Here is a 24,772-nt window from a genome sequence, read left to right as displayed (position 1 = left end):
TCAGATGTCATGGAGACGACCGAAATGTACTGGTTGGGACCTTTCGAATACAAATCGAAGAAAGCGCTTTTGGATCGTTTCAAAAGCTATTTGCAGCGCGCTCACATTGGTGTGATTCGCGAGCGGCACGCAATCAAGCATTTGCATTTGCTGATTGCGATGCATCCAGACGCGCCAAGGAAAATTGGCGTGGGGGTGGATCATTTCAAGATCAAAAGAAACGTGGGTGCTGGGCGAGGTTTTTGGCTCGTCCGTAGCGACGGGAGCGAAGAGAGCTTTTCTTACGAGCAATGCATCACCGGTGTGCCGCAATCTGCTCATGGCAAGGTTTGTGAGGCCCTGCGATTTGCAGTGAGGCCACAGATGCAGGCTTTCCGTGATGCTATAGGTTTGCCGGTTCAGTGTGCAGGAAGTGGTGTAGAGATCACAGAGCGTAAAGATCTGCATATCGATCACAAGACTCCATTCTGTGTGCTGCTTGAGCGGTTCAGTCATGACATGCAAGTCGACTTGAGTACGCTGGTGACCAGAGGGAATGGTGAGACATTGGAGTTGGTAGATAAGACGATCGCCTGCGCGTTTGAGGAGTATCACCGGCTCCATGCTGAGCTGCAGCCGATGTTGAAGGAGGTGAATGCTGCTAAAGGGGCGCGGCGTATCGGATGCCGTAACAACGAGTAGATCGGATATGTTCCAGGGCCCAAAGCGAATGGGCCGAGGCCGGTGCTTCTTCCGGCCAATAAGGGTCATTCGCAGTCTACGAAACCGTAGGCCATAAAAGTGATGGGTTAAGGGGTCCCTCATCGAGTTCCGCTAACCTGACTATGACCTAGAATTGGTCTGCCCCCATGATACAGTCACCATATTTCTCGCGCATCAACAGACCTAAGTCTTCAGTATCACGTAAAGCCTCAATTTCTGCGCGAGTGATTACTATTACTGCTAAACCATCGCGGTCATACACACTTCGAAGATGGGCATGAGCTGCTGTGCGATCTTGCGCATCGCCGGTTATTCCATTTGCAGCGACCAAAATACCAAAGTCTACACGGAATTTTCTAAGCTTACCTGTAAAGACAGTTAGCGTTGCAGAGTTTACAGGCGCTTGCCAGTTTTTACACTCAATGATTAAATGAGTTGGAAGAAAAGGCAAACCATCTCGCAGACGATGATTGTATAAAAGTATATCGATCTCAAGCGAGCCAGCATTGTCGAGAATGTTCCTCTTTATTACCCCAACTCCTTCTAGTTGACATAGCGTTTTTGCGACAACCTCTTCTAAAGCTGCACCCTTCTCCGCAGTATTTCCCGCGTCGCCAGCCACAAGCTTATCAGCAATATATACATGATCGATTAAAGCCATTATCGCACACCATGTACGATACGATTTCGAGTTTTTCTTATATATTCGCCGAGCTGCCTAGAACTAACTAGATGCTCAAAATCTTGAATGGTTAGCCAAAGTACATTTGGTGAAAGTTGCTGTTCGGATTGAGGTGGGATAGAACTAGTAACAACCAAGGCTAGCTTTAGGCGTGCTGACTGTATAAAGTCCCATAGTCGCTGATTAAGTTTGAGAGCATTTTCAAAACTCACATCCCCCTTAACTTCAATCACCACCGGATCCAGCAGTTCAGGGTCTAAATTCCCAAGCCACGCGAGTAAATCAGGGCGAAATTTCGCACCTGGAGTTGGCTTAGGTTGGGAAATCGCACTTCCACCCGCTGCGATCACAGCATCAAATACTCTCTTTTCTGCAAGAGAATCGAAAGGGCGTACTGGCTGACGTACCTTGGCCAGACGAGAAGAAGTGTCGTTCTTCAAGCGTTTGGTGCCAGTGCTCACTGATGGCGCGGGTGGCGATGCCAAGAATAGGTCCAAATGAAATTTTAGAGCTTCACTATTGGATAGGCTGGACTTAACAATTGTGAATCGACTGTAATCAATTGGAATTGTGCGAGCTTTGCTCTGGATAAGAAAAACTGGTTTTCCAAGTCCGGCTGCCACTCCGGTTTCAAATGCACCCCGATAATCAGCATTAGTACCGTTTAAAATAACCACCACAAAGTCGGCTGCCGTAATTCTATCAATAGCATCTCTGCCCTCATAAGACTCGTCCTTGGCCCACTCCCAAAATACATCTCGCTCTGCAAGCAGCATTGGAAGAGCATCAAGATCAAGCCCGAATGGAGCGGAGATATAGCATCGCTTAGAACTTGATTTCGAGATATCAGACATGACATTACCGTAGGTATATTGAATATGGCTCAGCGCTGGCGCCGCCTATCACAAACCATATCCTTAAGAAAGTACAAAAACAAGAGGCTTTTGTCTCCTACCACGACCGACTACGCGTTATTGACTGTCCGGTTTTAAACGCCAGGCGCGCTCAAAAAGTTTTTACACAGCATCGGCCGAAAGCAGTCGCTTATGAGTGACCGTTTTCGGCAAAGAGCAGACGTTAAAATTCATTCGCTTATATTCAATATGTCAGCGACGATCGAGAGCAACCACCTCTTGAGGGGCAGTCGAGGCGCCTATGTCAACAGCGTAAACCGTTTATTGATTTCCGAAGTGGGCTTGGTGTCAGGGCCTTTTTCAACATACACAGATAAGTGCCTTTCCCCCCGCTTAGGCTTAATGCCATTCGCTGAATCAAAAGGCAGGCTCAACATTTAATCCACTATTCGGATTTGATCAGGCACTAATAGCTTGCGTCCTATGAGTTCTGCTCGTGCTCCTTCCGGGTCAGCGGTGAACAGTACGACACGCAGATCCTCCTTCGCACGGGAGAACGAGACATACGCAAGCTTCTGAGTTACGGCGCGTTGCCGGTCAGAGGGCTCTCCGGCAGTAAGTGGCGTTAAGGTCTTACTAAAGCTGTATTGGTTCCATGCGGCCTCGACATCGTCATAGACGACCAACACCTTTGGATACTCCTCGCCCTTTACGCCATGCTGGGTACTATAGGCGGTATTGTTGTTGAGATAATCGGCGTAACGGGCGACCATCTCAGGCGTCATTCTGAATAGAGAGTCTGCGAGCCAGTCACCTTTGTCTAGGCTGTGAATATCCTCATCAAACGGCTCAACCCGAGGGGCACGATCAAGATGCTCGCTTAGCCTTTCGGAAGGCTGGATGATCTGCTTTTCGATACAAAAACGAAGGATCGCTCCTATCGTTTCGGTGCTCCATAGAGTCTGCAGTTGGCCAACCAAAGCCTTCGAAGTTTCAATCATCAACTTCAGTGATTTTTCCGCGTTTAATCCATCGATCGCGAAAGCCGGGCTATCGCGACGAAGCAGATTGATAATCTCTCGTTCGTCACCTTGTTTATGAGCAGTGATAAGAGGGTAAATTGTCGAAATAAATGGTTTAAGAAGGAAATGCGCACCTTCCTCAAACGCATCTTGGGCACGAGACGACGCATAGTCGCCTGTAAAGAGTCGGTTGAGGTCAGCGAAGCCAAGCCGCCGTGCGATCATTTGACGTGCTAGGAAGAGCTTCATGACATCGTCGCGCCCTGTCCAGCCCCAGCCTTCGACTGCAGCATCCATACGTGCCAGCGCCCGCTCAATCTGTTCCTCTGAATAACGCCTGCGCGGTTCCGTTGGATCTTCTGCTTTGATCAGTAAGAATTCGACGCTGCCTTCACATGCCGCATTTTCGCCGGCGGCATACTGCTCAACATCCCCACGATAGGCATTTAGAAGACGGATAACGCTCTTGGAACTGCGGAAGTTCTCAGCTTTCTTGATGACCTCACCATTGGCAGGTGGCGCAAAATTGCCGGCGCTCCGGTCATAAATCTGCTGCCAGGGGTCGCCGAAATAGCCGACCACAGGAAGTTCAGCGCCCGCACACACGAGATTGAGTCCTGAGACAATTCCTTCAAATGTGTCTTGCGCTTCGTCGACGAAGATAAATGGGAACCGTAGGCCGATGATCCGTCTAAGAGTTTTATTATTTGCAAGCAAGTAGGTTGCAATCTCTATGACGTCGTCGTGTCCGATCTGTCCCTTGCCGTAATTACTGAAGCTTGTGTCGGCATAGTCAAAACGTTCAATTGATTCGAGAAGGGCGCGCTGTTCTGTCAGTAGATCGATTTTTGCACGGGCCTTTAATGCCTTTTTGCTGTTACCCCCATTATCATCTGCCATGGCCTTTTCTATAAGAGTTGGGATACGACTTACGTATAGCGCTTGGCGAATATCTTCATGGAAACGGCTGATCTGGCCCCACAGAAACCCATGAAGAGTTGAAACTAGGTAAAGCTCGTCGAACCCTAACCTTTTCTTTATGACCTCAACGGCACGCTTGGTAAAGGTAATACAGGCAATGCGTTGACCATTTTTTCTAAGGGAACGTCCTTCATTATCCCGAACCCGATTAAGAGCATCACCCAACGAACTAGTCTTACCCGCACCCGCTCCGGCTATCATCGCGAAGCTGCGACGGCTATCTATGCATTTACGGACTAGTGTATCCGCTTCGCTTTCCACCCATCCCCCCATTTTATACCTCCGCCGCGGCAACGACTTCTATTTCCGTCACCGCGGCTAGCGGGGGCGATAGGCGCGACTCAAGCCAACTTAATCCCTCGGCAATGTATCCAGGGACGATCCATTCCTCGGTGCAAGCCAAAATGTCCATGGCAAAGTCAGTCTTTTTAAAATTATCCGACCGAACTCTGTCGTAGACAACCTGGTAAGCGTCGTTGAGAAACTCGGGGATGGGGATGCCGATGGATAAAGCGCCGGACCGAACCAGTCCAAAATTCTCATAGACGATTGCTTCCTCCAAAGTTCGTGGGCGCAATGTTTCGTTGGCGGCGCCATCCGCGACAAAAATATCTGTTTGGAAGGCAATGCAACGATCTTTGTCGATGTGCTGTTTCTCAGCGAAGGTCAATGCGATCAGATCGGCGATGGTAGTCTGTCCGCAAAGTTTTTTTAGAGACGCGTTGGAGGTTCTAGCACCCACAACGTCCGCCCGACAGGCACTGGGATAGCCGGTGGGGGCCACGGAGTCGAGGTCAGTTATAACAAGGTAGGGGATATGAAGGAAGCTGAGTAGGCCCTCGAAACGGTGAGCATAGGCTCCTCCCACCTCCAATATTGTTAAATATACAGTACGCAATCGCCCAGCGGCGCGCTCGATCATGGACGGCATTAGCAATTTTTCAACGGCACCTTCCACAAGGATGGCAGCATCAGCGAAAAATAAGTCGCAGTGTGTTAAGCGTAGATAGCGTTTGAGGAAGGCCAGCGATTCTGACGGTGAAACCAATTTACCATCAATCGTCTCCACCTCTGGCTGGAAGGCCCGAAGGCTTCTAACCATGGACGCATTGCGAATCCCCGTCGCGACCGTCTCATCCTCGGTATGGCATCGCTGAAAATAGCGAACTTTCTCGAAATCCACGGCTTCCATGATATGAGAGGAGTGTGTGGTTACAACTAGTTGCGGCACAAGATTAGGCTCGCCAGCTGCCTCAGCAGATTGATTGATTACCTGCCAGATGTTGGAGATAAAAGTCTGCTGCACCTGTGCGTGAAGGTGAACTTCAGGCTCCTCAATAAAGATCATCAGGCATAGAGGCCTGTTTTCGGTGGTCATCACCCATTGAGAATGGAAATGCCGAGCCTGAATAGCCATGTAAATTAGGTTCTTGAAACCAAGTCCGTTATAGAGCTCCGGCAGTTCATGCTTACGGTTGGGGTCAATGTAAAGCAACTCGGTGTTCCCGCGCAGAGCACTTTCAGGGCTAAGCGAGGAGACAATCTGTAATTCCCGATCATTAATCGATGGTACGCCAAGGTGCTTGATGAGGTTGATCAGTGGGGCAAACTGCTTTGCATAGTGATCGGTTAGCTGCTTGTTGTTCTCATCGATCACACTGTGAGCATCGGCCGCTGGGCCCACCTGCTCTAGATTTTTTCGGTAGAAGGCGGCGAAGGCCGACGAGAGCCTGTTACTGCGGCTACTGTCGTCATCGTTAATGTTGCGCTGCGCGTCTACAAACTCTACTCGTATGAGATGTTTCAGAAGTCGTTTGCCTTCGTCGGGATCAAGGTAACTCGACAAGATCTCAGGCAAAGTTTCGTCCTGAATTTTCTCTTCGAGTGACGAGTAGCAAACCGCAAAATGTCGGCCAAGATTTCCGTCGAGCGCCAGATATTGCGACAACGCCTTGGAGCGTGTTCCATCTTCTTCTAATGGATAGGCGGCGTCGTAATGCTCGAGTAATTTCTTTGCTTCAGAAACCTCATATGACAGTCGAATTCCTACTCGTGTAAAATCCGAAAGTTTCGGCAGCAATGTGAAAACTCTACCGAATGCGATGCTTTCGGGGTCGATGGAGAACCACAGGTCAAGACTGATTTTGGGGAGCTGCGCCACATCTCCAGTTTTGACAAATGCGTCTAAATCAGCCATTCGGGCGACCGAGAAGTCGTGGATTTTGAAATCGCGTCCGCCGAGGAAACAGCGAAAAACTGCAGTGGCAGAAGTTTTGCCGCTATTGTTGGGGCCAACAAAAATGGACTCCCTCTCTTCAATTTCAATCTGGACATTTTCCAGTCGACGGAAATTTCGAATTGCAACACCGCTTACTCTCATAAAATCTTTCTCCCTGACACATGAAGAGAGCAAGCAGAAAAACTGGTACCCCTCGCTCCGTTTGAAATCCTAGCCTATCTGTTGAAGGCTTGTTTTTTTTAGCTTTAGATATTTGGGGCGGCAGTTGGCTGAGCTCAACGAGGGTAAAACGCTGCGAAAGAGGTCGCTCTGGAACGACTGCTTCTGGCCGGTTAGCGGCCCTTTCTCTGGTCAGTCATCCTTGTCCTTCGATACGTGGAGGACTCGTCATGAACATCTTCGCTACCTGCAGCCGCCAGCCTTGGAACAAAGGAAAACTGGTCGGGCAGAAAGCTCCACTCAGACTGAGAGATATCTGGGCCATCCGGGTAAGGCTTCAAATTGTAGAACGAACCCGTGATCTTGCGCTCTTCGATCTGGCCATCGACAGCAAGCTTCGGGCCTGCGACTTAACCAAGCTTCGTGCGCGCGACGTCGCCCATGGCGAGTATGTATCACCACGCGCCATGGTGATGCAGCAGAAAACGCTGAGGCCAGTGCAGTTCGAAATCACCGTGCAAACACGGTTTGCTATCGCGGCCTGGATACCCATCAGGACTTGCAGGGCAGTCCGGACAAGCCAGCCCGCAACGTGGTGCTGGTGGTTGATCGCACCGTTACGCCACGTGTTGAGATTCCCGCTGACATGCCGGGCCCGAAAGACCAGTCCTGCAAAACCTTCAAGGTCTGGGCGAACTACACCATGGCCTACTGCAAGCGCTACAGCACTTGGCCCGTGTGGAACGCCAAGGTCGGTGGCCAACTTGGCCAACTGGTCGGCCGCTTCTCCGCCCTCGCGGCTGAGGCCATCGACAACACCAGCAAACAGGCATGGCAGAAGCTGTACAACTCTGCCGACGAAGAGGAGGGCGGCGATCTGGCAATACTGGTCCGTTCCCCTGGCGCCGATACCATCGATCGCACGCAGGTGGACTGCTGGGTGTCTGCGCGGCTGCACAGTGCGCTCTCATCAACACCCCGGCCCCGAAGCTGTTCCTGTTCAAGGCGACCACCGCCTGGGCTATCCCGCAGTTGAAGGATGCGCGGCCGAAGGTGGTCACGTCCGTATCCTTCGAGATCCCGCTCAATGCACCGGAGTGGCGTCGCGATGCAGTGGTGAGGGCGGCTCTGGCGGCAGGCCAGGCCAAGGCGAAGAGAGACGATTCCCGATCGGCCGACATGATCGTGCTGAAGGACAGCTTCTACGACATGAACACCTGGGACAACGACGGGACGCCGGAATCGACTCGACGCCGGTGGCGACAGGATATCGGAAAGGCTGCTGACGTCTTGGTCCGACGAGGCGCTGGCACATGCCTCCGACATTCTGGAGGCGGAAGGTCTGCTGATTGAACAAGCTGCGTGATTGCCTGTTGACGACAGTGAGCGGATGAGCCAAATTAATTCCATCCTATCATTCTTGCGCGTTTAGGAGTGATCATGAAAGCCCGGCAACTAGCTGGGCTTTTTCGTATGCAGCGTTCAAGGAGAAATTCGTATGGAAATGTGGGAATACGTGAGAAGGCTGTTGGCAGGAGCAACAGGTGAAAATCAATCGTTTATGCCTGGGCTTATCGCTGGTGCCTACTTCAGGGACTTGATCGCGCAGAATCTCGATACCAAGCACCCCATCCATGAATTTTCAGATTTGGCTGATCTGTTTTCCGAGCAGCTCCAAGACGAAGGGTTTATTCGTCCTGCCGGAGTTCGCTCTGGGCCAGCTGCGATTTTGGGCGCCAGGGAGCGAACACAGCTCGGAGATCAGCTTCTGGAGGCGCTTTCGAGGCGTGGCGGCGTGAATTTTTTCGAAGGTGCTCAAGCCGACATCAATGGCGCCGCAGTGCTGCGACTCTTGCACCAGCTAGATTCGTAAGCTGTCTTTCAACACGGCCACTGCGCCGGGTTTTCGTACTAATGGTAGATTTCCTCAGCAAATATAGCCTTGGAGTTGAGATGGATACCTTGAGAAAAGAACGAAACAAGCACTCGCGCGGGGCCAAATGTTGGACAGTTTTTCACGGCATTGTGGTCATCGCTGAAGAGCTCACTGAGTCCGAGGCTGATGCTCTGATAGAGAGTCGGCGGAGGGCTTTAGTGGATCTCGGCGTTGTGAGGTAACAAAATCCCGAGTTGCGTTATTGTCTCTTTAGCCCGGCCACCATGCCGGGTTTTTATTGCCCGAAATTCGCCGTCATAGCTCCAGTGGTAGAGCAGTCGCCTTATAAGCGAACGGACCCGGGGGTCGCGTAGCGGCATTACATTGGCATATAGCACGGTGGTAGAAGTTCCTGTGATGGCATTTTAGAATCCCAGTTCACATTCAGGGATTTTACTTTTGAAAAAGAAAACTCAGCTCGGAATGGATCCGGGAACAGCCAGTAATCGGTTGGTGAAAGATGTACTTTTCAAGCTGCTTTCCGAGTTGAAGCACAGGTGTCACCACTGCGGTCTTGAAATGAGTCGCAAAGACTTCTCCATTGAGCACAAAGTCCCATGGCTGGACAGTGACGACCCCGTGACGCTGTTCTTTGATCTCGATAATGTCGCATTCAGCCATATCGGCTGCAATGTTGGCGCAAGGCGTCAGACAAAAAAAGCCATGTGCGGTACGAGATCAAAATATACGACAGGCTGTCGCTGCGACAGCTGCAAGGCAGCTAATGCGGCTGCTTATCGAGACTCTTATACGCCTGAAGCTCGTAGTGCTAGATACCGAAGAACTGGAAAGTGATTCTCCCATGCCAGCCAGCAACACTGTAGCCAGGACAGCCCTCGGGAAGGCCTGGACGTCGATAGCCAGATAGTTCGACTTACGGAATCAACACCGGCAGCCCTGCACCCTGATCTCAAACTTGCTTTCAGGGTGGCGCGAGACTGGAACAGCGAGATCGATGCATAGGGGCGTCGACGTTGAGAAGGCCTTTGGCCGACAGCTCGGAAAGACGAGCGCACCTATTCAGGGCCTCTGCATTCGCAGGGGCTTTTCTCGTTATGAGGCACAGCAAATGACCGATCACCAGATCCGAGCACTGGTTGCTCAGGTTCAAGCGAACACCGCCAAGATTGACGCCGAGTCCAGTGCGCGAGCGATTGCGGATGAGGCATTGGCCTCTCGCGTTACAGCTGCCGAAGTTGCTATCGCTGCGATGAGTTTGCAATCAATTTGGCGAGGCCGGAAACGCAGCAGCCGAAAAAACTGTTGGAGCGCCGCTTGACCGAGATCGAGCGGCGTTTAGGAATCGCTTAATCGTTGGCTTTTTCAAACTCGCGCAGGGCGTAGGCCTTAAGTTCGGCTACTGACATTGAGTCCGCATTGGCGGGTGACTTCGGGCTGAAGTTTGTTGTGGTGCCTGCTGGTAGCAGGATGGTCGCCAGCAAATTCCATCCGTCTCCGGCGTGCAGGTTCGCTAGGTTTAGACTCATAAGTTTGTATTTGCTGCTCATTACTTTCCCTTTTAGAGCTGTTTCGTTAGTGGAATTTCGATAGTAGCTCTAATTCCAAGCCCGTCACCGATAGTGATGATCACGCTGCGCTGCAGGAGTTGATCGACAAGTTGAATGCGGAACGTGACGGCATGGTGTTGCTGATCGACGCCGCTGAAGGTCTGTCCGAACTTGAACATCCGGGTCAGCTACGACAACCCAGCGAACAACTACGACACCGACGTCATTCCGTTCGCGGATCTAGATCTTCAGCGCCGTTACGGCGACCGGCCGACCGAGCTTAGTGCCATTGGCTGCACCCGCGCCTCCGAGGCCCAGCGCCGCGGCAAGTGGGCGATCTTGAGCAACAACCAAGACCGGACTGTGTCGTTCAAGACCGGCATGGAGGGTGTTATCCCGCTGCTTGGTCACATCATCCCGGTCGCGGATTCGCTGCTGGCTGGTCGTGAAGTCGGCGGCCGAATTTCGGCCGTGGCGGGGCGGATGATCACTCTCGACCGCGATACCCAGGCCAAAGCCGGTGATCGTTTGATTATCAACCTGCCGGGCGGCCGCGCCGAAGGGCGCACCGTGCAGAGCGTCAACGGCCGCGCGGTGACGGTGACCGTCGCTTATAGCGAGCCACCAGTCGCGCAACTGCAATGGGCGCTCGACGCTGACGACTTGGCAATTCCGCTGTACCGCGTGCTGCGCACCAAGCACACCACCAAGGGCGACTTCGAGATCAGCGCGCTGCAGTTCGAACCGAGCAAGTTCGCGCACATCGACACCGGCGCTCGTCTGGAAGAACGGCCGATCAGCGTGATCCCGATCACAGTGGTTCCGGCGCCGGCGAGCGCTTCGCTGTCGTCGACTTCATCGGTTGTGCAGGGTCTGGCTGTAGCCGTCTGCCTCGCCCGCGCCTAGCCTTCCGAGCCTTCAGGAACGATCCAGTAGCAGTGCTCGCTTTCTCGGATCACAACGTATTTCCGGCAGACGATAGTTACGCCCTCCGGGCCAATATGGTCGACGTAGCGAAAGTGGTCTGGCCCTGTTTGTTTCTTTTCTTCAGACATGACTTCGTCCTTGCCACTATAGCGGCTGACTTTGAAGGGGGAGGGAGTTACGGGTATTTCGTGATGATGCGCTGGGCGATTTCTTCGAGCTCACCGGCAATTTCAAACATTTGGTTGTTGTCGCGCCGGGACACAACTGGGGATCGCTGCACGTTGCGGCCGCTCAGGATCTTCGCGGCCAGCAGGATCAGCCAGGCTTCGAGCTTGCGGCGGACGAAGCGCTTCATGCCTGTGGTACCGGATGGCTCGCGTTCCAGCGCTCGAAGGCTTCTTGCGTGGTGGCGGCTTCGATCTTCTCGTCGCACTGGTTGTACGCCGCCACACCGCCGGCCGCGCCGACATCGCGGTGACCTTGCTTGCATGGGCTCATGTGCCAGTCGTTATCCTGTTCCTGTTCCTGTTCCTGTTCAACCACTCAACCAGCAAGTGCTTACCGCAGGAATGGCAGAAGTGCATGCCGTTTTCTTCCGGTCCATCCTCATGGAATGACCAGATCTCACCGCAGACACTGTTCCAGATGCCGCTGTCGTCTTCGCGGTGCCACTCGCATTCTCCGCCAGCGAAGTCATCAATCCGCTGATCCGCTGCGTTCAGGCGCTGCTGCAGGGCATCACGTTCGGTGGTGACCCGGTCGAAATCCATAGCCACAACCCATTCGCCGTCCGGTGCTTCGTACATCGGCGACGTTTCGGCATGCGTCAGGGCTGCTGAGTACCGTTTTACTTCGCTCATCCTGCAATCTCCATCGATACCAGATCATGGGCATTCACAACCGTCATGCCGAGCTCGCGGGCGATGTGTACCTCAAGCCGGGCGCCTTTCGAGTTTTCCCAGCCGGGCAGCACCGCGACCTGTCCGCACAGGCCGAGGCGGGTCAGGTCGTAGGCCATGGTTCGCAACCTCGACGACGCCGTGCTCAGCTGGGTTCTCTACGACATAGTCTCGGGCGCGCTGCTCGGCGGCCATCTTGTTGAAGGCGGGGAAATTGAAGTCTTCGAAGCCAGTCATCGGTCCGGCCAAGTAGAGGCGGTTGGCGCGGGCGGTAGCGAGGGTGACACCAGAGCCTACTGGAGCTGTAGACAGGTCGTGCCAGGTATCAACCTCGAACTAGGCCAAGGTACCTGCCATCGGGCATCACCGCCGCGTCGGCGCCGTGGCTGTTCGTCCACACCGGATACGATTGGCCGGCCGTGGCAACCGGCATATCGCCCTTGATGAAAGCGAGCCCGACGCCTGGCATGGGATCGGCGGTGACAGTCTTCAGCATCCGGACCGTGCGCGGCACTCGCTCGCCAAACGGGTAGATGTTGCTGCGCTTGCGCAAAGCCGGGCAGTCGATAGGGTTTTCTGTGGGCATGGGACTTCCTCAATGCTTCACTGAGGTAAACTCAAAAGTATTATTTAGGGAGATGGGTTATGGGTAAGGCGCTTGCTCTGATAGGGATCGTATTTACTTTGTTATATGGTGTTTTTAGTTGGTGGCTAATCGGGGATCGTATTCAAACATTGCAGTCAATGTCTCTAAATGAAGTCGGCGATTTTCTCGCTGGCGCTTTCGGTCCTGTTGCTATTCTTTGGCTTGTACTTGGATTTTTTCAGCAGGGTATAGAGTTACGACAAGGAACGGCGGCTCTAAATTTACAGGGCGATGAATTGAAAAACGCTGTAGAGCAGCAGAGGCTGTTAGCCGACGTCTCATTGAAAACGCTTGAGCATGAGCGTGAGGCTCGGCGTGAAGAGGCTATTCGTTATCGGCAAAGCCTACGCCCAATTCTTCATCTGCAAGGTGGCAATGTTGATTTTGAAGATGGCTACTGGATCGTGGAGTGTAGGTTGTTTAATGACGGGGCCCAAATATATAGCTTAACTCTGGTACTTAGTAATGGGATAAATGAACATCATTTCGCGACTTTCAGAGCATTAGGTCGAGGCGAAAGCGTTGACTTCAAATTTAGGTGGCCGCAGTATTCTCCGGAAGACGATATTGCAATCAGTGTTCTTTATAAGGAGCGCGATACGGTAGACGGGATTTGTAGATTTGTTCCAGATTGTGTTATCGACTTAGGCGGTGTTGGCTTCGTACAAAAAGATGAGATCCAGTCTTAGGTTGAGTTCTTAGTCACCGCAGAAACAGTCGATATCTTCGGCTAGGTATTCGAAATCAAAGTCGGTCTGCCGGGCACGTTGCTCGGCACACCATCCCATCGTCTTGTAGTCAGCTCAATCCTGCAGGAACACCTGACCGAAGCGTTCTTCCGTGCCTTACCACCAGATCATCATTCGGTGGTAGCGTTTCGGTTCGTCGTAGCGAGTTCCGACGACGCAGTCCCACTCGGTATAGCCTAAGGCGCGCATGTGCTTTTCGCCGATCTTCAACTTCAGGTATGCGGTGCACATGTTGTTCGAGAAATTCGGAAGCACAGGCGGCAGATTTTTTTCAGCCTTCCGGTACGCAGCGTGATACTCGAGCATCATGGTGAATGGTTCGCCGTTGCGGCTGGCCGTTTCGAAGTCCACCAGCTTGTACCACGGGCCGTCATCGGGCTGGCCATACACGCGGCACCACTCCATCCAGACGATGTTCACGTTCCACCGCTTGGCGATCTGATCGATAGAAACCAGCGTTTCTTCGCGTCCCTTGCTGGTGTTTTGGAAGAACAGGTGCACATCAGCGGGGAGGGTGCCGGCGTGTGCCTCGAGGACCTTGTAGACCATATGGCCACTGGTGCGACCACCGCTGATTCCGATCTGGGCCGGGCCGGTGATCAGGTAAGGATTCATATTTGCTCCAGACAGCCGATTGCCTCGCCGGCTGGCGTGATTCGTTGGAGTGGGGTATTTGTGTTCGGCCCGGCATGGGGCCGGATAGGGAGCGGTAATGAAGCAAGTCGATTTGAAAGGCCTGGATCCAGATCTTGAGCCCGATAGCGAAAAAGTAGCCCGCTTGGCACGCATTGGGATAAGTGCATTACCTATCGTCGGCGGGCCTCTGGTGGAGATATTTAATTCCGTTCTGGAGTCCCCGCTGAACAAGCGTCGAACCGAAACAATGATCCGGATCGGTGAGGTCATGAATGAGCTCATCGAAAAAGGAGTGGTCACTGAGGAGGGTTTACGGGAGAACGAAGCCTTCATCAGCACCGTAGCTGAAGTTTGCTCAATATCTCTTCGAAATCATGAGGCAGATAAGCTTGAAGCATTACGCAATGCTGTAAAAAACTCTGCACTACCGAGCTGCCCATCAGACGATTATCGTCAGTTGTTCCTGGGCTTCGTGGACGCTTGCACGGTGACTCATATCAAGTTGCTGCACTTGTTTCGTGATCCAAGAGCATGGATCTCCAAACAGGGGAGGGAGGTTCCCGCAAATTGGTATATGGGGGGGCTTACCCAAGTTATTGAGTACTCGATTCCAGAGCTGGCTAATCAGAGCACGCTTTACACCCCTATTTGGAAAGATCTCTATCAACGCGGCCTGGTTACCACTGACAGCCTTGGAACAACGATGGGTGTTGATTCAATGCTGGCTGGGAGAGCGACACCATTGGGTACCAAACTGATTGAGTTTTTAAGCTGAGTCATTCCTCCTGGCGGATGCGCAACTCTTGGCGAGCTTCTATCACATGCATCTAAGGGTAAGGACGGTGTTTGGCCCTGTGAAGCGGTGCGTGCTGTGATGGTGGACATTCAATATGAGGCGATGATGCGAGGTGCTCACACCGGAGTTTATAACTCGCGTGGTGTGCATTGGCGGGGTGAAGGGGGGAGCAAGAGCGTGTGCTCGCTGCAAAATCTCGGGGCTGGGGAAGGGAGCTACAGATATCTCATCCGTTTGTTGCTTCGAAACTGCTGATGGCATTAGCCAAGACATATGACCATGAAGCATGGAGAGAGGACACCGAAGCGGACATTCAGCGGCGTTTGCATCCCTGAGGCTTGCTGCCTTGAGTTGCCAACTGAATCGCCCAGCTTTGTAAAAACTCTATGACTGCTTTTAGCTGTGGATTCAACCGGACGTACACGGACAAACAGAAATCTGTTGTGAACGAAGCAATAAAAAACCACCTATCATAAGACAGGTGGTCAAGGTACGGAAACTCAGAGTGAAATTAGTGAATAAATTTCATAGCAGCTATGAGTATGCCAACAGCGGCCGAGAGCATAACGCCCATTCGAATTGTAAGCTTGACTTCAAGCTGAGAAAGCTCTGCTCGAAGTAATGCTACGTCTGATTTGGTTGCAAGTGATGTCTGCAAGTCCGACTCCAGCGCTTGGATTACTGCTTCGGCTTTAGGCTCAGGCACATTGATAGCGATCAGTGCCTGATACAGAGCCAGGTCCATTTTCATTAAGGCCTCCAGAAAAACTAAAAAGGCCTATCCCACGACAGGGTTAGGCCCGTCGTGGGTGGGAAAATCGTACTTCCATCGACACGTTGTCGACTGACCGCGCTTCAGGAAGCGGTGCGGTCATTGGGTGGATCCTGCGAAGGTTCGCAGCGCCGTCTAAAAGACCCTGGCGGCTGGCATGTAGCTGAACCAGTCAGCAAGACACGGGCCTAAATTGCGTCGCCGGGCGTTTGGTGTCAATCCATAAACCGGTTACCGAGTGTTTCCTAAAGTTGGACGAGCGCTCTTTTTCTGTTCTGACTCAACCACCTTCAGGTATGGATTGTTGAGGGCCAAGTCATTCATCAATCCGCCGTGAGACTTCAGCAGGTAGCCGTGGAGGCGCCTTGTTCTGCGTGCGCCGCTCACTTCGCATGTCCAAATGTTATGTCCGTTTGGTTGCTTGCGATGAAGCTTCATTTCTTCGAAGCGTTTCTGAATCCATTGCCAGTCGTGCTGGCTTTCTTTTTTTGCAATTCGGGCGAGCTGCGGGTGTTCCTGTCCATAGCGCTGGAAGACCCCGGGGGTGACGATGAAGATGGTATCCTCTACGGTGTGAATTAACGCCTTGGTATCATTCATGATGATGCGGCGAGAGCGTACACCTTGCCCGAGCCATTCCATGAAGTGCGCGCCGGACAGTTCATCTGGTTGACCCGTGTTCATCGGCATATCGAGTGATGGGACTTGGTCGTCGATCGGGATCACCTCGAGGTCTGCAGGAAGGGTCGGCGGGCCGCCGAATAGGTCCATCAGCATGTCAAGTGAGTCAGGAGCTACGTAGTGTGTATCGGTCAAAGGTGACGGGATTGAAGTGCTTGAGTCGCTGCTGGATCGCGTAGGGGACCTCGCTATCGCCGCATCAGTTGCCACTGCAGGTGCGCTGGATGTCGCAGGCGCTAGGGTGGGGGCATCAGCGATGACTGTGCCTGTGTACGCTGCAGGGCGCGTATGAGCCTCCCATATCAATGCCGGCGACACCTTCAGAAAGGTAAAACTGTGGGACCAGCCCAAATCGCTTGTCACCGTTGCTTTCCAAATGGCTTTGCCGTCGGCGCCGGGGAGGGCGATACCATGCTCCTGCAATACGTTAAACACTGCGATGTTTCTCTCAGGGATGCCTTCGACGCCCTGTGAGAGCAAGTGCGCGCGCAGTTTGTCTGAGACGGTCTTGCTGACTAGCCATAGGGCGTCTTGAGTCAACCAGCCGTCCGAGGCCTGGGACTGATTGAGTTTCAGTTCTGAGTTGAGTAGGTATCGAAGACCTTCGAGCAGTTTGCGTTGCAAAGCGTGTTTGGGGGCTGACATAGCCTTTACTGGATCACCACCAAGCGCTTGCGCTACGGAAGCCTGGTCTGCTTGTGAGACGAGACTACCTAGCTCGCCGGCGTGTTCATTTTGACCAGCCCAATTAAAGATCAGTGAGCACCATAGCTCCGGAAAGCTCGAGAGCCAGTCGAGAATTTCTTTGTTGAGCAGCTGATGGATGAGCAGACCTGAGGCCGCGCCATGTAAACGATACTGCCGATCTTTTCGATATCTTAGGCGGTAAGGAGTTTTGAGTGGGCCATGCCAGGGATGCCAGACGCAACCATTCGAATGTTCGACGTGTAAATCGACTGCGATCTTTCCGAGGTCATGACTCAAGGACGCGTAGGCAAGGGCAGCGGTCCAGGCTTCAGCTTGTGCAATCTGTACTTCAGGTTGGGCGCCTGACGGGAGCAAATGTGTTTGTCGAAGCTTCAAGGCGTAAGTGACGACTTCCAAACCATGGTCAAGCATGCCTCCTGGGTAGGCATGGTGGTGGCTTTCGGATGCTGGTAGCAATTGGACCAATTCTGCATATCGGTTTATGGGATCGAGATACAGCTTTTCAAATTGAAATCGGGAGACGGCAGTGCGCTGCCAAATCTGCTCCAGTAGTTTTTGTCTGCGGGGTGTGGACAAAAGCGATTGGGCAGATTGTGGCGCAGTCAATCCCGCCTGCAGTGTTGCCTCATCTGGAGCAGGTGTATCTCGTGCAGATCGAGTCCGTCGATGGAACAAAGAAAACATGATTGATCCTGTCGAAAGGTTTGTAGGAAGGCCTTTTCTGTTTCTTGGGTAGGGCCTTTCCCCTTCGGCTCCATTCCCTTGGTTTGGCCCCTTTTTCCATTTACCTTTTGGGTGGCTTGCTATTCAAGGAGGCAGAAAATCAGCAGTGCAATTAGCAATTCAGGGATGAATGACTTAGGACAGGGAGCTATTAGGTGACTGAGAAAGATCAAACCTCAAAGGCATCGCGCTTAGGGGAATACCTGGGGCGCTGCTGGAAAGGGTACTTACGTAATTTGGCAAAACTTTCCGGGCTGTTAATTAGAGTGGGCGTACCTTCAGTAATTGCCAAAATCTGTACCTTGCTTCTGCAAACGGTTGCCGTTATCTCTCTGCTTTACATCGGATTTTGGACTGCAGTGATTTTTATTGTGGTGCTAATCGGAAGTATCAGATACTCAAGCACAGAGAATGAGCCGCCAAATTGGCGTGACGGGCCATCAGGTTTTGGGCTCTATGACAGAGCGGGCACGCGACTCGATCCGTACGACCCAGACGAAATGGAATAGCAGTTATTTTAGTTTGCTCGAAGCATAGCTTGAGCCTCTTGCGCCTTCAGATTTTACGTCTGATGTTCCTTGTGCCAGTCCTTGGAGCACTCCACCTGCGCGAACACCGCTCCAAGTCAATGCAGTTATCCAGAATGTCGGAAGCATGATGAAGAGAGCACCCATCACATAATTCAACAGCATGTCTCCGAAGGAGTTGTTAGCTCCGAGGAGGATGTTGAAGTTGCTGTGTGGGGAATGCCAGCCGTAGAGGGCATCAAGGATGGTGCTGTCGAGCCAGCGGGCGAGTTGGAACCAGAAGTCGACGAAGAACAGGGCAAACTGCACGCAACTTATGGTGACCAAGGATTTGAGGTCGTAGGTGCCGACGACCAGTATCAGGGGTATGCAGATGGTGAGTGCCATTTTCAGAAATGACAGAACCATGGGTAATGCTTGGCGTACGACGTCCATTGCTGGGAAGTAGGCCATTGAGCCCACGGTCATGCCAAGGTTGGATGCGACGCGTGCGGTTACGTTGGACGCGCTCATATCGATCTGTCCTGCATAGCTTGTGTAGACCTGGCCTTGGTTCAGGTTTTGTTGTCGAGGGGAGACAACGGAGCGGATCACTGAGTCTTCGGCTTGATGCATGTTGAGAAAGCGCGCCCATTTGTTAATCCGTAACAGCAGGCCAGGATCCACCTGCTTCAGCAGCCGTGCGCGCAGTCCCTGATGGGATTCCGACCACCATTGTTTACAGGTGGGATAGCCGCCACCGCCAGGGACTTGAGCCAGCCCTGCATCCCGTGTCGCGTTGTAGGGCCAACTGCTGCGCGGCGTCTTTGAATGATACTTATCATAGTAACCGCTGGTATTAAGCAGATGACTTGAGCCAATCCAGTTGATGTCGTTCAGTAAGGCGTCGTTCAGCGTTGGTCTGCTCATGAACAGCTTCGCCCGGGCAGGGCCGTAGCAGTCTTGGCTAAAGTCGGCGACTTCTTGAGCCAAGATAGGGTTGTCGATCCTCGCCGCATCGATGTCGATACGGATTTGTCGCAGGTCTGTACCACAGGGGATGGCTGCAGTCGCTCCACCGGTCAGTGCTTTGGACAGCGAGTGCATAAAGAACCACCACACCGGCACTTTCGCGCTTTGGTTGTTCAATATTGTAAATGTGTTGGACCAGCGGGTTTCTTGTGGGCTCGCCACATTGATTTGGCATTGTGTTGAGCGAGTGGTGTTGAACTCGATGGTATTTAGGTCGACGTCTATGAAGGGGATGCCGGCGAACATGATCACAGCGATGGCAACCCACACGCGGTTCTCGATTCGCAGAGAGGAGAGCACGCCTTTGTTGCCTTCGTCGGCACCTTCACTTCGTGCCCTGAGCCATTCCTGAATAATGATCGTAAGGAAAGGAAGCGTGAATACACCGCTGGCCACGAGCATTTCCCAGATGCCGTTATTGACGATCCAGCCGACAAGGGTGAGGTAATACTCGAGGTAGTCATTTGTGTAGAGCGTCATGGCACCGTCCCTGGTCGTCAGTTCATGCGAAAGGTCAGCAGCTCAAGCATCGCCAGCACACCAATCGCAGCGACCTCGGCATACAGAAGGCGTTTTTGTTGGCAGGGAGTGAAACCTCGTTTTATTAAGCTCAGCCGCATGCGGTACCAGCCGTACACCGTGGTGGCATAAAGAGGAAGACGCCAAACCAGAAGAGCTGCCTGGTTTGATCGCATCCAGGCATTCCACTGCTCGATAGTGCTTGTGCCTTCAAGGACCGTCAGCGTGAGAATGATTACTCCCAGACTGAGGAGAACGCCCCAAAAAAGTAAATGCGCCAATAGGGTCCTCGTCGTTGCAAGGCGCTTCATCGTTGCTGCCCCTCAGGTGCCGATTGCTGGATCAGGTCTAGGCGGTTGCGCACAGGGTCGCCTTGATAGACCCCGCGAGACCCTGCAGCCCTGTCGCTTTGGCGCTGGATCAGCGTCATGGGTGAGTTGCCGGCGAGGGTGCGGCGCAGTTCTAGTTCAGTTTTAAGACTATTGATTTCTTGGGTGAGGAGGTCGCTTTCGGTGTTAATGGCTTGCTGAGCCAATTCATTGGACGCCACGTTAGGTTCTTTTCGTCCAGTCAACAGAGTGCGCTGCAACAGCAATGCTTTTTCCAGGACGCTGGACAGGGCCACCTCGGATGCCAAGCGCTGAGCCAGTAAATCCTGGTCGGGTTCGTCTCGCAGTGCTTCTATGACACCGCGAGTGACGGTCAGTGACTGGCTGCTTGCTGCGAGCAGGTGTTCGGTGGTGGTGGGCTTGTTGCCTTTGATAAGTGCGTTGAGCACCTTCAACTTTTCATCGAATTCTTCTTGAATCAGAGGCGTGAGACCAACGCCGGGTTTGCTCTGAGTCTTGGCACAGCGGTCACATGTTTGGTGTTCTCTTTCACCCAGCACTTTGGTTGCCCATGCCTCTGCATCTTGAGGGGAAGACCATGTCTGGCAGGTCAGGCGATTGCCGCAGTTGCTTTTGGGGATGGCTGAGCGGTCATCGACGTCTCGGCCATTGAGCAGGTTGTATCCTGACCGAGTGACATCTGATACAACCTTTATTGGAGGCTGTCCTGAGCCGCCCGCAGAGCGACCACCAACCCACGGAACTCCTTGGTTGCCGCGACGTGTTTCTGCCTGCTCAATGGCAGCCACGGCGTCTCTACTCCCCACAGTTTTCGAGAGCGCCACACCCTCAGCCAACTGCCCCCAACTTATCTGCCCCCCAGCAATATCGGCCATACGATCTGCGATCGACTTACAGGTGGACTTGGAGCGATCGAAGTCGAGACGCGCCTGCAGGATACCGTTGGTGAGGAGGTTGTAGAGACCCGGATCGGCACGTTGGATGATCAGGGCCGGTAGCGATGCAACGGCACTTGTCGCGTTCTGGATGACATTGCTCATGACCGACTTGAAACCTTGAGTGGCTCCATTGAGTTGATTCTGGAGCGTTGTGTTGAGGCTCATGTCGCCGCAGATTAGATTGGTGTCCCAGCCGGCGCCCACGCTAATGCTGTCCATGCTGGCAGCACCGCCCATGGATACAGCTCGACCACCTCCAATGCTGTACAGCACGTCATCGCCGATGACTGTGCCGCTGTGATGGACACCGTCTTTGTTCACTTGAGTGTGCATCTCCTGAGCTGAAATGCTGGAAACGGAAAACGCTAGGAGCAATGCATGAAATAAGACTGAACGATGTGCAGTTGCAGAGTGTTTAGGCGTTGAATTCATCTGCCTGCTCCCGAAAAGTCAGTGTTGCCGAGAAATGTTTGACCTTTTCGCTCGCAACAGGTGTATGGGCGCCACAACGCCCAGGCGTAGTCACCCCGAGGTGATTGCCCATGAACTGCATCGTTAGGGAACGTCGTGCAGGTTTTGGACGCGTTAGGGGTGAGTTCTTGCCATTTCCCTGTTTGTGGATCGCTCTCTTTGACTGCACCAGCAGGCCAATAGCCCGGTTTAGCTTTGGCAAGCAACGGTTGGTAGACATGAATCTGTCCGCGACGCGTGACGATGTCCGCAGCACGTTGAGCAACGACGGCGGCGCACTTGTAGTCGTCAATTCCGTGAAGAAATCCGCCTCGTGGGTAGATAGCGCCCCAGAGGTTGGCTTGAGCGCGACTACCGACTTCTCTCGCACCAGGCGTCAACGCTTCAGGAAAAACAAGCTCGGGGATGTTGCGACGCCACGCCAAGCTGTCCAGCGTGCTAAGGAAGTAGGGCCTCAAAACTTGTCCTGCGCCCGAGCAGGCGTAACCCGATTGACTGGCGAATTGGCTAAAGACAGCACCACCCGGATGACCGATGACGTCAGCGTTCTTGAACTTGGCGAGGTCATTCTCAAGAGCAACGCCAGCGCTACCATCACCACCACTGCGTGCTGTGGAGTTTTTAGGGCTCAGGGCGCGAAGTTCAGCCCATGGGTTTTCGCCGGTATTGCTGTAACTCGACACCACGGCATCGGGTACGTAATGACGTACCTTGGGCGATTTTTTGACCTTGCAACCCAAGTTGCTGCAGAAGAGCCAATAGCAGACGCCCACGACGCGGTAAGCGATGCAGTCAGGAGATAGGCTCGAACTGGAGATATCGGTGGTGGTAAGTGCTGAGGCGGAGATCGGAAGGCCCATGACTGTCGCAACAGTTATGGCTCGTAAATTCTTTGGATGGCGATGGGGCATGGTTTGAACCTGCGCGAGACGAGGTGCGCAGTGAACCAGCGGAGTGCAAGCTTGGCATTTGCCAATAAGATGTAGCAGGCAACCACATTCAGTGAGCCGATGTGATTCAGTACGGAACCTTCATGCAGCTGCCATTTTAATTTTTTGTCGTTTGCGCTGATGCTATCAAGCCGCTCGAGACGATGAGTAAAAACTGCTCACTGATTCAGGCAAATTGCCTACATCACGCAGCATTGCTACTACACGTTTCGTTTTGAGAATGTAGTAATGAATGATCGGCGCGTATCGGTCGCCGTCATTGCGGGGATACCGAAGGGTAAAGGCGTACATCGTAATCACACACGACCGAATCTCCCGCACAGTGGCCTCGACCATAGAACCTTCCTGTCGAGCAATCAAAACGAATTCCGCATAGGCGTCTGAACTGTTTAGAGCTCCTCCACCTCGACCCGCTTCTGCAATCATGTGGTGAATAAAAGGCGGTTCCCCAAATACCTTCCCTACAGAGGAGGTCATCAACTGACTGAGCCGCTCATCAATATCCTTGATAACAGTGAGAATTTCTTCCGCTTGCTTGTCTACCGAAAGCTGCTCGATTTGTTTCATTTGAATCCGAATCGAGTGCAAAAGTGCGAAGAATGCGAATAGCGCAAAGAGGGGGTTTAATACCCCGCCAAAGAAATCACCAAACGCCCCCCAATCTGCTTTATCCCCTGAAAGAAAACCAAAATGCTGGTGATAGGGATAGAGGATTCCTCCGACAATAATCAAAGCCAGAAAAGGGAAAACCTTCAAGCTAAACCGTTCCATCATGCCTCCTTTAAAAAGGCTGGCATAGTAGCACTCTGCTCACAATTCTCCCTCGCCATCTAGAAGTCTGAAGTGGTTCGAGTGTAAGAAAAAAGCGCCCAGAAGGGCGCTTCAAAAAAATGGAACACACCCTTCAGATACATCCCGCTGCCGCGAATGAGTATGGCTCCCCTTTGCCAATGATGAAGTGATCAAGAAGCCGCACATCGATTTTGAGCAGAAGGTCACGTACTAGCTTCGTTAGCTTTAGGTCGCTACCGCTTGGATTGATATCGCCAGAGGGATGATTGTGCGCCATGATCACAGCAGCGCAGTGATGTTCAAGAGCTCTTTGCAAGATGACGCGAGGGTGGACGCTCGTTGTGTCTATCGTCCCGTAGAAAAGAGGTTCGTATGCAAGCACTTGATGGGTAGAATCGAGGTAGATACATGACAACACTTCGCGAGTTTGACCTGCCAGTTGTAGTCTGAGGTAGTTTTCAACATCCTTGGGATGACTGAGTTTTTCTCCTCCTTTGAACATGCGTCGCTCCAGAGCTGCGATGGCATTCTGAACCATCAAATCTTCTTTGTAACGCGAGCACTCCTCATCAATGAGGTCGTCATTGTTGGGTATCTTTGAAATCATTGAATTATCCTTGATGAACATGAGGCCGCTAACCTGATGGGAGCGGCTGCATAGAGATGTGTTTGGAAAATGGTCACGTATGACCAGGACAGAAGGGGAGGCATCCACCCTCATTTCAGTGAGGGCCATTCGCACAAGGATGCGAAGCGAACTGAATTGATCAACGCAGATTTTCATGCGTCATGACCTTAAAGATCTCGGTCATCTGGGGTGACTGCTGGAATCAGCAATCAGTCGTATCAAGCAGCATTTTTGACCAGTATTTATTTACTTTCATTGAACTATAAGACACGACGTTTCTCCGCATTCATAAACAGCTTCGAATGGGCTAGCGTCGATTTAATGAAGGAGAGAAGAGAGTGACGCTAAACAGCCTAATGTGCGAGGACTGCGACCAGTCTCGGCCAAATCTTCAGCAGCGTAAGCTCTTGAGCTCTCGAGTTATCCTAGATTGGCAGAAAGCCGTGCAATACAGGGTTGGATTTTTTCGAGTTTAGATCGTGAGTGGCTGACGCAATTTACTTCTCAAGGGGGTGTGATTGCAGTATTTCAAGACCGATCTTGTCGATGGTGAGATTTTCAACTGCTGTGTTGTCTTTTGAACGAGGAATTGGCGTTATCTTGAAATCATAACCACGCTTCAAATTCGACTTGTCCAGAGGCACCAAAAAACTACCTGAACCATCATGATCCTTAAAGTGCTTTTCGGAGACTGAGACCCCATCCTCCTTGGAGCGAGTCTCAATCTCCAGACCTTTGACTGACTCGGGGAACTTTTTCACATCGATGACCAGAACCGCACTGCAGTCAGTGCTGTCTAGGCACTTGAGCGCGGGTTGGTTTGCGACGATTGTAGTTTTTACTCCACCACTTGGTACGAGTAACGTATCCGCAGGTTTCGAAGGCTCAACGCTATACGCCGCGGGTGCGCAAAAAAACACAAGCGGTAATAAGTAATAGAGCCGGGCTATCGAAAACGAAAGCATG

Annotated in this window: 27 protein-coding genes and 4 pseudogenes; 10 read left to right on the top strand and 21 right to left on the bottom strand. The window is 52.5% G+C overall.

Features of this window, described 5'->3' with window-relative positions; translation table 11 throughout:
- Nucleotides 1-24: 24 nt before the first annotated feature.
- Nucleotides 25-681: a DUF3223 domain-containing protein gene (locus tag QRN61_RS16735; RefSeq protein ID WP_285374257.1), complete on the top strand. Its 657-nt coding sequence runs from the start codon at nucleotides 25-27 to the stop codon at nucleotides 679-681.
- A 148-nt stretch (nucleotides 682-829) separates the two neighbouring features.
- Here the strand turns inward: QRN61_RS16735 and QRN61_RS16730 are convergent, their stop codons facing one another.
- The 4 genes from QRN61_RS16730 to QRN61_RS16715 form a co-directional block, all read right to left on the bottom strand.
- On the bottom strand, nucleotides 830-1,363 hold the full coding sequence (locus tag QRN61_RS16730) for a restriction endonuclease (protein WP_285374256.1): 534 nt from the start codon (nucleotides 1,361-1,363) through the stop codon (nucleotides 830-832).
- Nucleotides 1,363-2,238: a nucleoside 2-deoxyribosyltransferase gene (locus tag QRN61_RS16725; RefSeq protein WP_285374255.1), complete on the bottom strand. Its 876-nt coding sequence runs from the start codon at nucleotides 2,236-2,238 to the stop codon at nucleotides 1,363-1,365. Before QRN61_RS16725 ends, QRN61_RS16730 begins: the two co-directional genes overlap by 1 nt.
- Nucleotides 2,239-2,675: 437 nt before the next feature.
- Nucleotides 2,676-4,502 (bottom strand): UvrD-helicase domain-containing protein, encoded by a 1,827-nt coding sequence (locus tag QRN61_RS16720; RefSeq protein ID WP_285374254.1) that lies wholly within the window; start codon nucleotides 4,500-4,502, stop codon nucleotides 2,676-2,678.
- A 13-nt stretch (nucleotides 4,503-4,515) separates the two neighbouring features.
- Complete coding sequence (locus tag QRN61_RS16715) at nucleotides 4,516-6,621, bottom strand: ATP-dependent nuclease (protein WP_285374253.1); 2,106 nt, start codon at nucleotides 6,619-6,621, stop codon at nucleotides 4,516-4,518.
- A 248-nt stretch (nucleotides 6,622-6,869) separates the two neighbouring features.
- On the opposite strand from QRN61_RS16715, the pseudogene QRN61_RS16710 reads away from it, so the two are divergent.
- From QRN61_RS16710 to QRN61_RS16695, 5 genes and pseudogenes are all read left to right on the top strand, one after another.
- Nucleotides 6,870-7,187 (top strand): annotated as a pseudogene (locus QRN61_RS16710) (site-specific integrase); the annotation flags it as partial.
- Nucleotides 7,187-7,450: pseudogene (locus QRN61_RS16705) on the top strand (phage replication protein); the annotation flags it as partial. The pseudogenes QRN61_RS16710 and QRN61_RS16705, both read left to right, overlap by 1 nt.
- A pseudogene (locus tag QRN61_RS27795) lies at nucleotides 7,448-8,005 on the top strand (hypothetical protein). The pseudogenes QRN61_RS16705 and QRN61_RS27795, both read left to right, overlap by 3 nt.
- A 132-nt stretch (nucleotides 8,006-8,137) precedes the next feature.
- The gene (locus QRN61_RS16700) at nucleotides 8,138-8,512 is read left to right on the top strand and encodes a hypothetical protein (protein WP_285374252.1); all 375 of its coding nucleotides are present in this window, start codon (nucleotides 8,138-8,140) and stop codon (nucleotides 8,510-8,512) included.
- A gap of 462 nt (nucleotides 8,513-8,974) precedes the next feature.
- On the top strand, nucleotides 8,975-9,370 hold the full coding sequence (locus tag QRN61_RS16695) for an HNH endonuclease (RefSeq protein ID WP_285374251.1): 396 nt from the start codon (nucleotides 8,975-8,977) through the stop codon (nucleotides 9,368-9,370).
- A 512-nt stretch (nucleotides 9,371-9,882) separates the two neighbouring features.
- On the opposite strand, the gene QRN61_RS16690 is transcribed toward QRN61_RS16695, so the two are convergent.
- A complete protein-coding gene (locus QRN61_RS16690; protein ID WP_285374250.1) occupies nucleotides 9,883-10,083 on the bottom strand; it encodes a hypothetical protein in 201 nt (66 codons plus the stop codon).
- Between the two features lie 183 nt (nucleotides 10,084-10,266).
- On the opposite strand from QRN61_RS16690, the pseudogene QRN61_RS16685 reads away from it, so the two are divergent.
- Nucleotides 10,267-10,968: pseudogene (locus QRN61_RS16685) on the top strand (TipJ family phage tail tip protein); the annotation flags it as partial.
- Nucleotides 10,969-10,985: 17 nt separating this feature from the next.
- Here the strand turns inward: QRN61_RS16685 and QRN61_RS16680 are convergent.
- From QRN61_RS16680 to QRN61_RS16655, 6 genes are all read right to left on the bottom strand, one after another.
- The gene (locus QRN61_RS16680; RefSeq protein WP_285374249.1) at nucleotides 10,986-11,138 is read right to left on the bottom strand and encodes a hypothetical protein; all 153 of its coding nucleotides are present in this window, start codon (nucleotides 11,136-11,138) and stop codon (nucleotides 10,986-10,988) included.
- Between the two features lie 47 nt (nucleotides 11,139-11,185).
- On the bottom strand, nucleotides 11,186-11,365 hold the full coding sequence (locus QRN61_RS16675) for a hypothetical protein (RefSeq protein WP_285374248.1): 180 nt from the start codon (nucleotides 11,363-11,365) through the stop codon (nucleotides 11,186-11,188).
- Nucleotides 11,362-11,508, bottom strand: coding sequence for a hypothetical protein (locus QRN61_RS16670; RefSeq protein WP_285374247.1), 147 nt, complete (start codon nucleotides 11,506-11,508; stop codon nucleotides 11,362-11,364). Before QRN61_RS16670 ends, QRN61_RS16675 begins: the two co-directional genes overlap by 4 nt.
- Nucleotides 11,505-11,870 carry a hypothetical protein gene (locus QRN61_RS16665; RefSeq protein ID WP_285374246.1) on the bottom strand — a complete coding sequence of 122 codons (366 nt, stop codon included), beginning with the start codon at nucleotides 11,868-11,870 and terminating at the stop codon, nucleotides 11,505-11,507. Before QRN61_RS16665 ends, QRN61_RS16670 begins: the two co-directional genes overlap by 4 nt.
- The gene (locus QRN61_RS16660; protein WP_285374245.1) at nucleotides 11,867-12,028 is read right to left on the bottom strand and encodes a DUF4406 domain-containing protein; all 162 of its coding nucleotides are present in this window, start codon (nucleotides 12,026-12,028) and stop codon (nucleotides 11,867-11,869) included. The genes QRN61_RS16665 and QRN61_RS16660 overlap by 4 nt, the downstream gene beginning before the upstream one ends.
- 206 nt (nucleotides 12,029-12,234) lie before the next feature.
- Complete coding sequence (locus QRN61_RS16655) at nucleotides 12,235-12,495, bottom strand: hypothetical protein (RefSeq protein ID WP_285374244.1); 261 nt, start codon at nucleotides 12,493-12,495, stop codon at nucleotides 12,235-12,237.
- Between the two features lie 59 nt (nucleotides 12,496-12,554).
- On the opposite strand from QRN61_RS16655, the gene QRN61_RS16650 reads away from it, so the two are divergent.
- Nucleotides 12,555-13,244 carry a hypothetical protein gene (locus QRN61_RS16650; protein ID WP_285374243.1) on the top strand — a complete coding sequence of 230 codons (690 nt, stop codon included), beginning with the start codon at nucleotides 12,555-12,557 and terminating at the stop codon, nucleotides 13,242-13,244.
- A 156-nt stretch (nucleotides 13,245-13,400) separates the two neighbouring features.
- On the opposite strand, the gene QRN61_RS16645 is transcribed toward QRN61_RS16650, so the two are convergent.
- Nucleotides 13,401-13,919, bottom strand: coding sequence for an adenine nucleotide alpha hydrolase family protein (locus tag QRN61_RS16645; RefSeq protein WP_285374242.1), 519 nt, complete (start codon nucleotides 13,917-13,919; stop codon nucleotides 13,401-13,403).
- 97 nt (nucleotides 13,920-14,016) lie between these two features.
- Between QRN61_RS16645 and QRN61_RS16640 the strand changes: the two genes are divergently transcribed.
- Nucleotides 14,017-14,715, top strand: coding sequence for a hypothetical protein (locus QRN61_RS16640; protein ID WP_285374241.1), 699 nt, complete (start codon nucleotides 14,017-14,019; stop codon nucleotides 14,713-14,715).
- 532 nt (nucleotides 14,716-15,247) lie between these two features.
- Here the strand turns inward: QRN61_RS16640 and QRN61_RS16635 are convergent.
- Complete coding sequence (locus tag QRN61_RS16635; RefSeq protein WP_150774178.1) at nucleotides 15,248-15,487, bottom strand: hypothetical protein; 240 nt, start codon at nucleotides 15,485-15,487, stop codon at nucleotides 15,248-15,250.
- Nucleotides 15,488-15,739: 252 nt separating this feature from the next.
- A complete protein-coding gene (gene mobH, locus QRN61_RS16630) occupies nucleotides 15,740-17,581 on the bottom strand; it encodes a MobH family relaxase (protein WP_285374240.1) in 1,842 nt (613 codons plus the stop codon).
- Nucleotides 17,582-17,775: 194 nt separating this feature from the next.
- Here mobH and QRN61_RS16625 point away from each other — a divergent pair, with 194 nt between their 5' ends.
- Nucleotides 17,776-18,129, top strand: a complete 354-nt coding sequence (locus QRN61_RS16625; protein WP_285374239.1) for a DUF3742 family protein — start codon at nucleotides 17,776-17,778, stop codon at nucleotides 18,127-18,129.
- 3 nt (nucleotides 18,130-18,132) lie between these two features.
- On the opposite strand, the gene QRN61_RS16620 is transcribed toward QRN61_RS16625, so the two are convergent.
- From QRN61_RS16620 to QRN61_RS16590, 7 genes are all read right to left on the bottom strand, one after another.
- A complete protein-coding gene (locus QRN61_RS16620; protein ID WP_285374238.1) occupies nucleotides 18,133-19,638 on the bottom strand; it encodes a conjugal transfer protein TraG N-terminal domain-containing protein in 1,506 nt (501 codons plus the stop codon).
- A gap of 17 nt (nucleotides 19,639-19,655) precedes the next feature.
- Nucleotides 19,656-19,988, bottom strand: coding sequence for a hypothetical protein (locus QRN61_RS16615; RefSeq protein ID WP_285374237.1), 333 nt, complete (start codon nucleotides 19,986-19,988; stop codon nucleotides 19,656-19,658).
- Nucleotides 19,985-21,298 carry an integrating conjugative element protein gene (locus tag QRN61_RS16610; RefSeq protein ID WP_285374372.1) on the bottom strand — a complete coding sequence of 438 codons (1,314 nt, stop codon included), beginning with the start codon at nucleotides 21,296-21,298 and terminating at the stop codon, nucleotides 19,985-19,987. Before QRN61_RS16610 ends, QRN61_RS16615 begins: the two co-directional genes overlap by 4 nt.
- Before the next feature lie 95 nt (nucleotides 21,299-21,393).
- Nucleotides 21,394-22,347, bottom strand: coding sequence for a TIGR03756 family integrating conjugative element protein (locus QRN61_RS16605; RefSeq protein ID WP_285374236.1), 954 nt, complete (start codon nucleotides 22,345-22,347; stop codon nucleotides 21,394-21,396).
- Nucleotides 22,348-22,512: 165 nt separating this feature from the next.
- On the bottom strand, nucleotides 22,513-23,157 hold the full coding sequence (locus QRN61_RS16600; protein WP_285374235.1) for a hypothetical protein: 645 nt from the start codon (nucleotides 23,155-23,157) through the stop codon (nucleotides 22,513-22,515).
- 133 nt (nucleotides 23,158-23,290) lie between these two features.
- Entirely contained in the window at nucleotides 23,291-23,806 is a 516-nt protein-coding gene (locus QRN61_RS16595; RefSeq protein WP_502942626.1) for a JAB domain-containing protein, read from the bottom strand.
- 497 nt (nucleotides 23,807-24,303) lie between these two features.
- Nucleotides 24,304-24,771 carry a hypothetical protein gene (locus QRN61_RS16590; protein WP_285374234.1) on the bottom strand — a complete coding sequence of 156 codons (468 nt, stop codon included), beginning with the start codon at nucleotides 24,769-24,771 and terminating at the stop codon, nucleotides 24,304-24,306.
- Between the last annotated feature and the right edge of the window lies 1 nt (nucleotide 24,772).

The sequence above is a fragment of the Pseudomonas sp. lyk4-TYG-107 genome, from assembly GCF_030209055.1.
In the GTDB taxonomy this organism is placed as follows: Bacteria; Pseudomonadota; Gammaproteobacteria; order Pseudomonadales; family Pseudomonadaceae; genus Aquipseudomonas; species Aquipseudomonas putida_A.
This window is presented reverse-complemented; position numbering and strand designations above follow the sequence as displayed.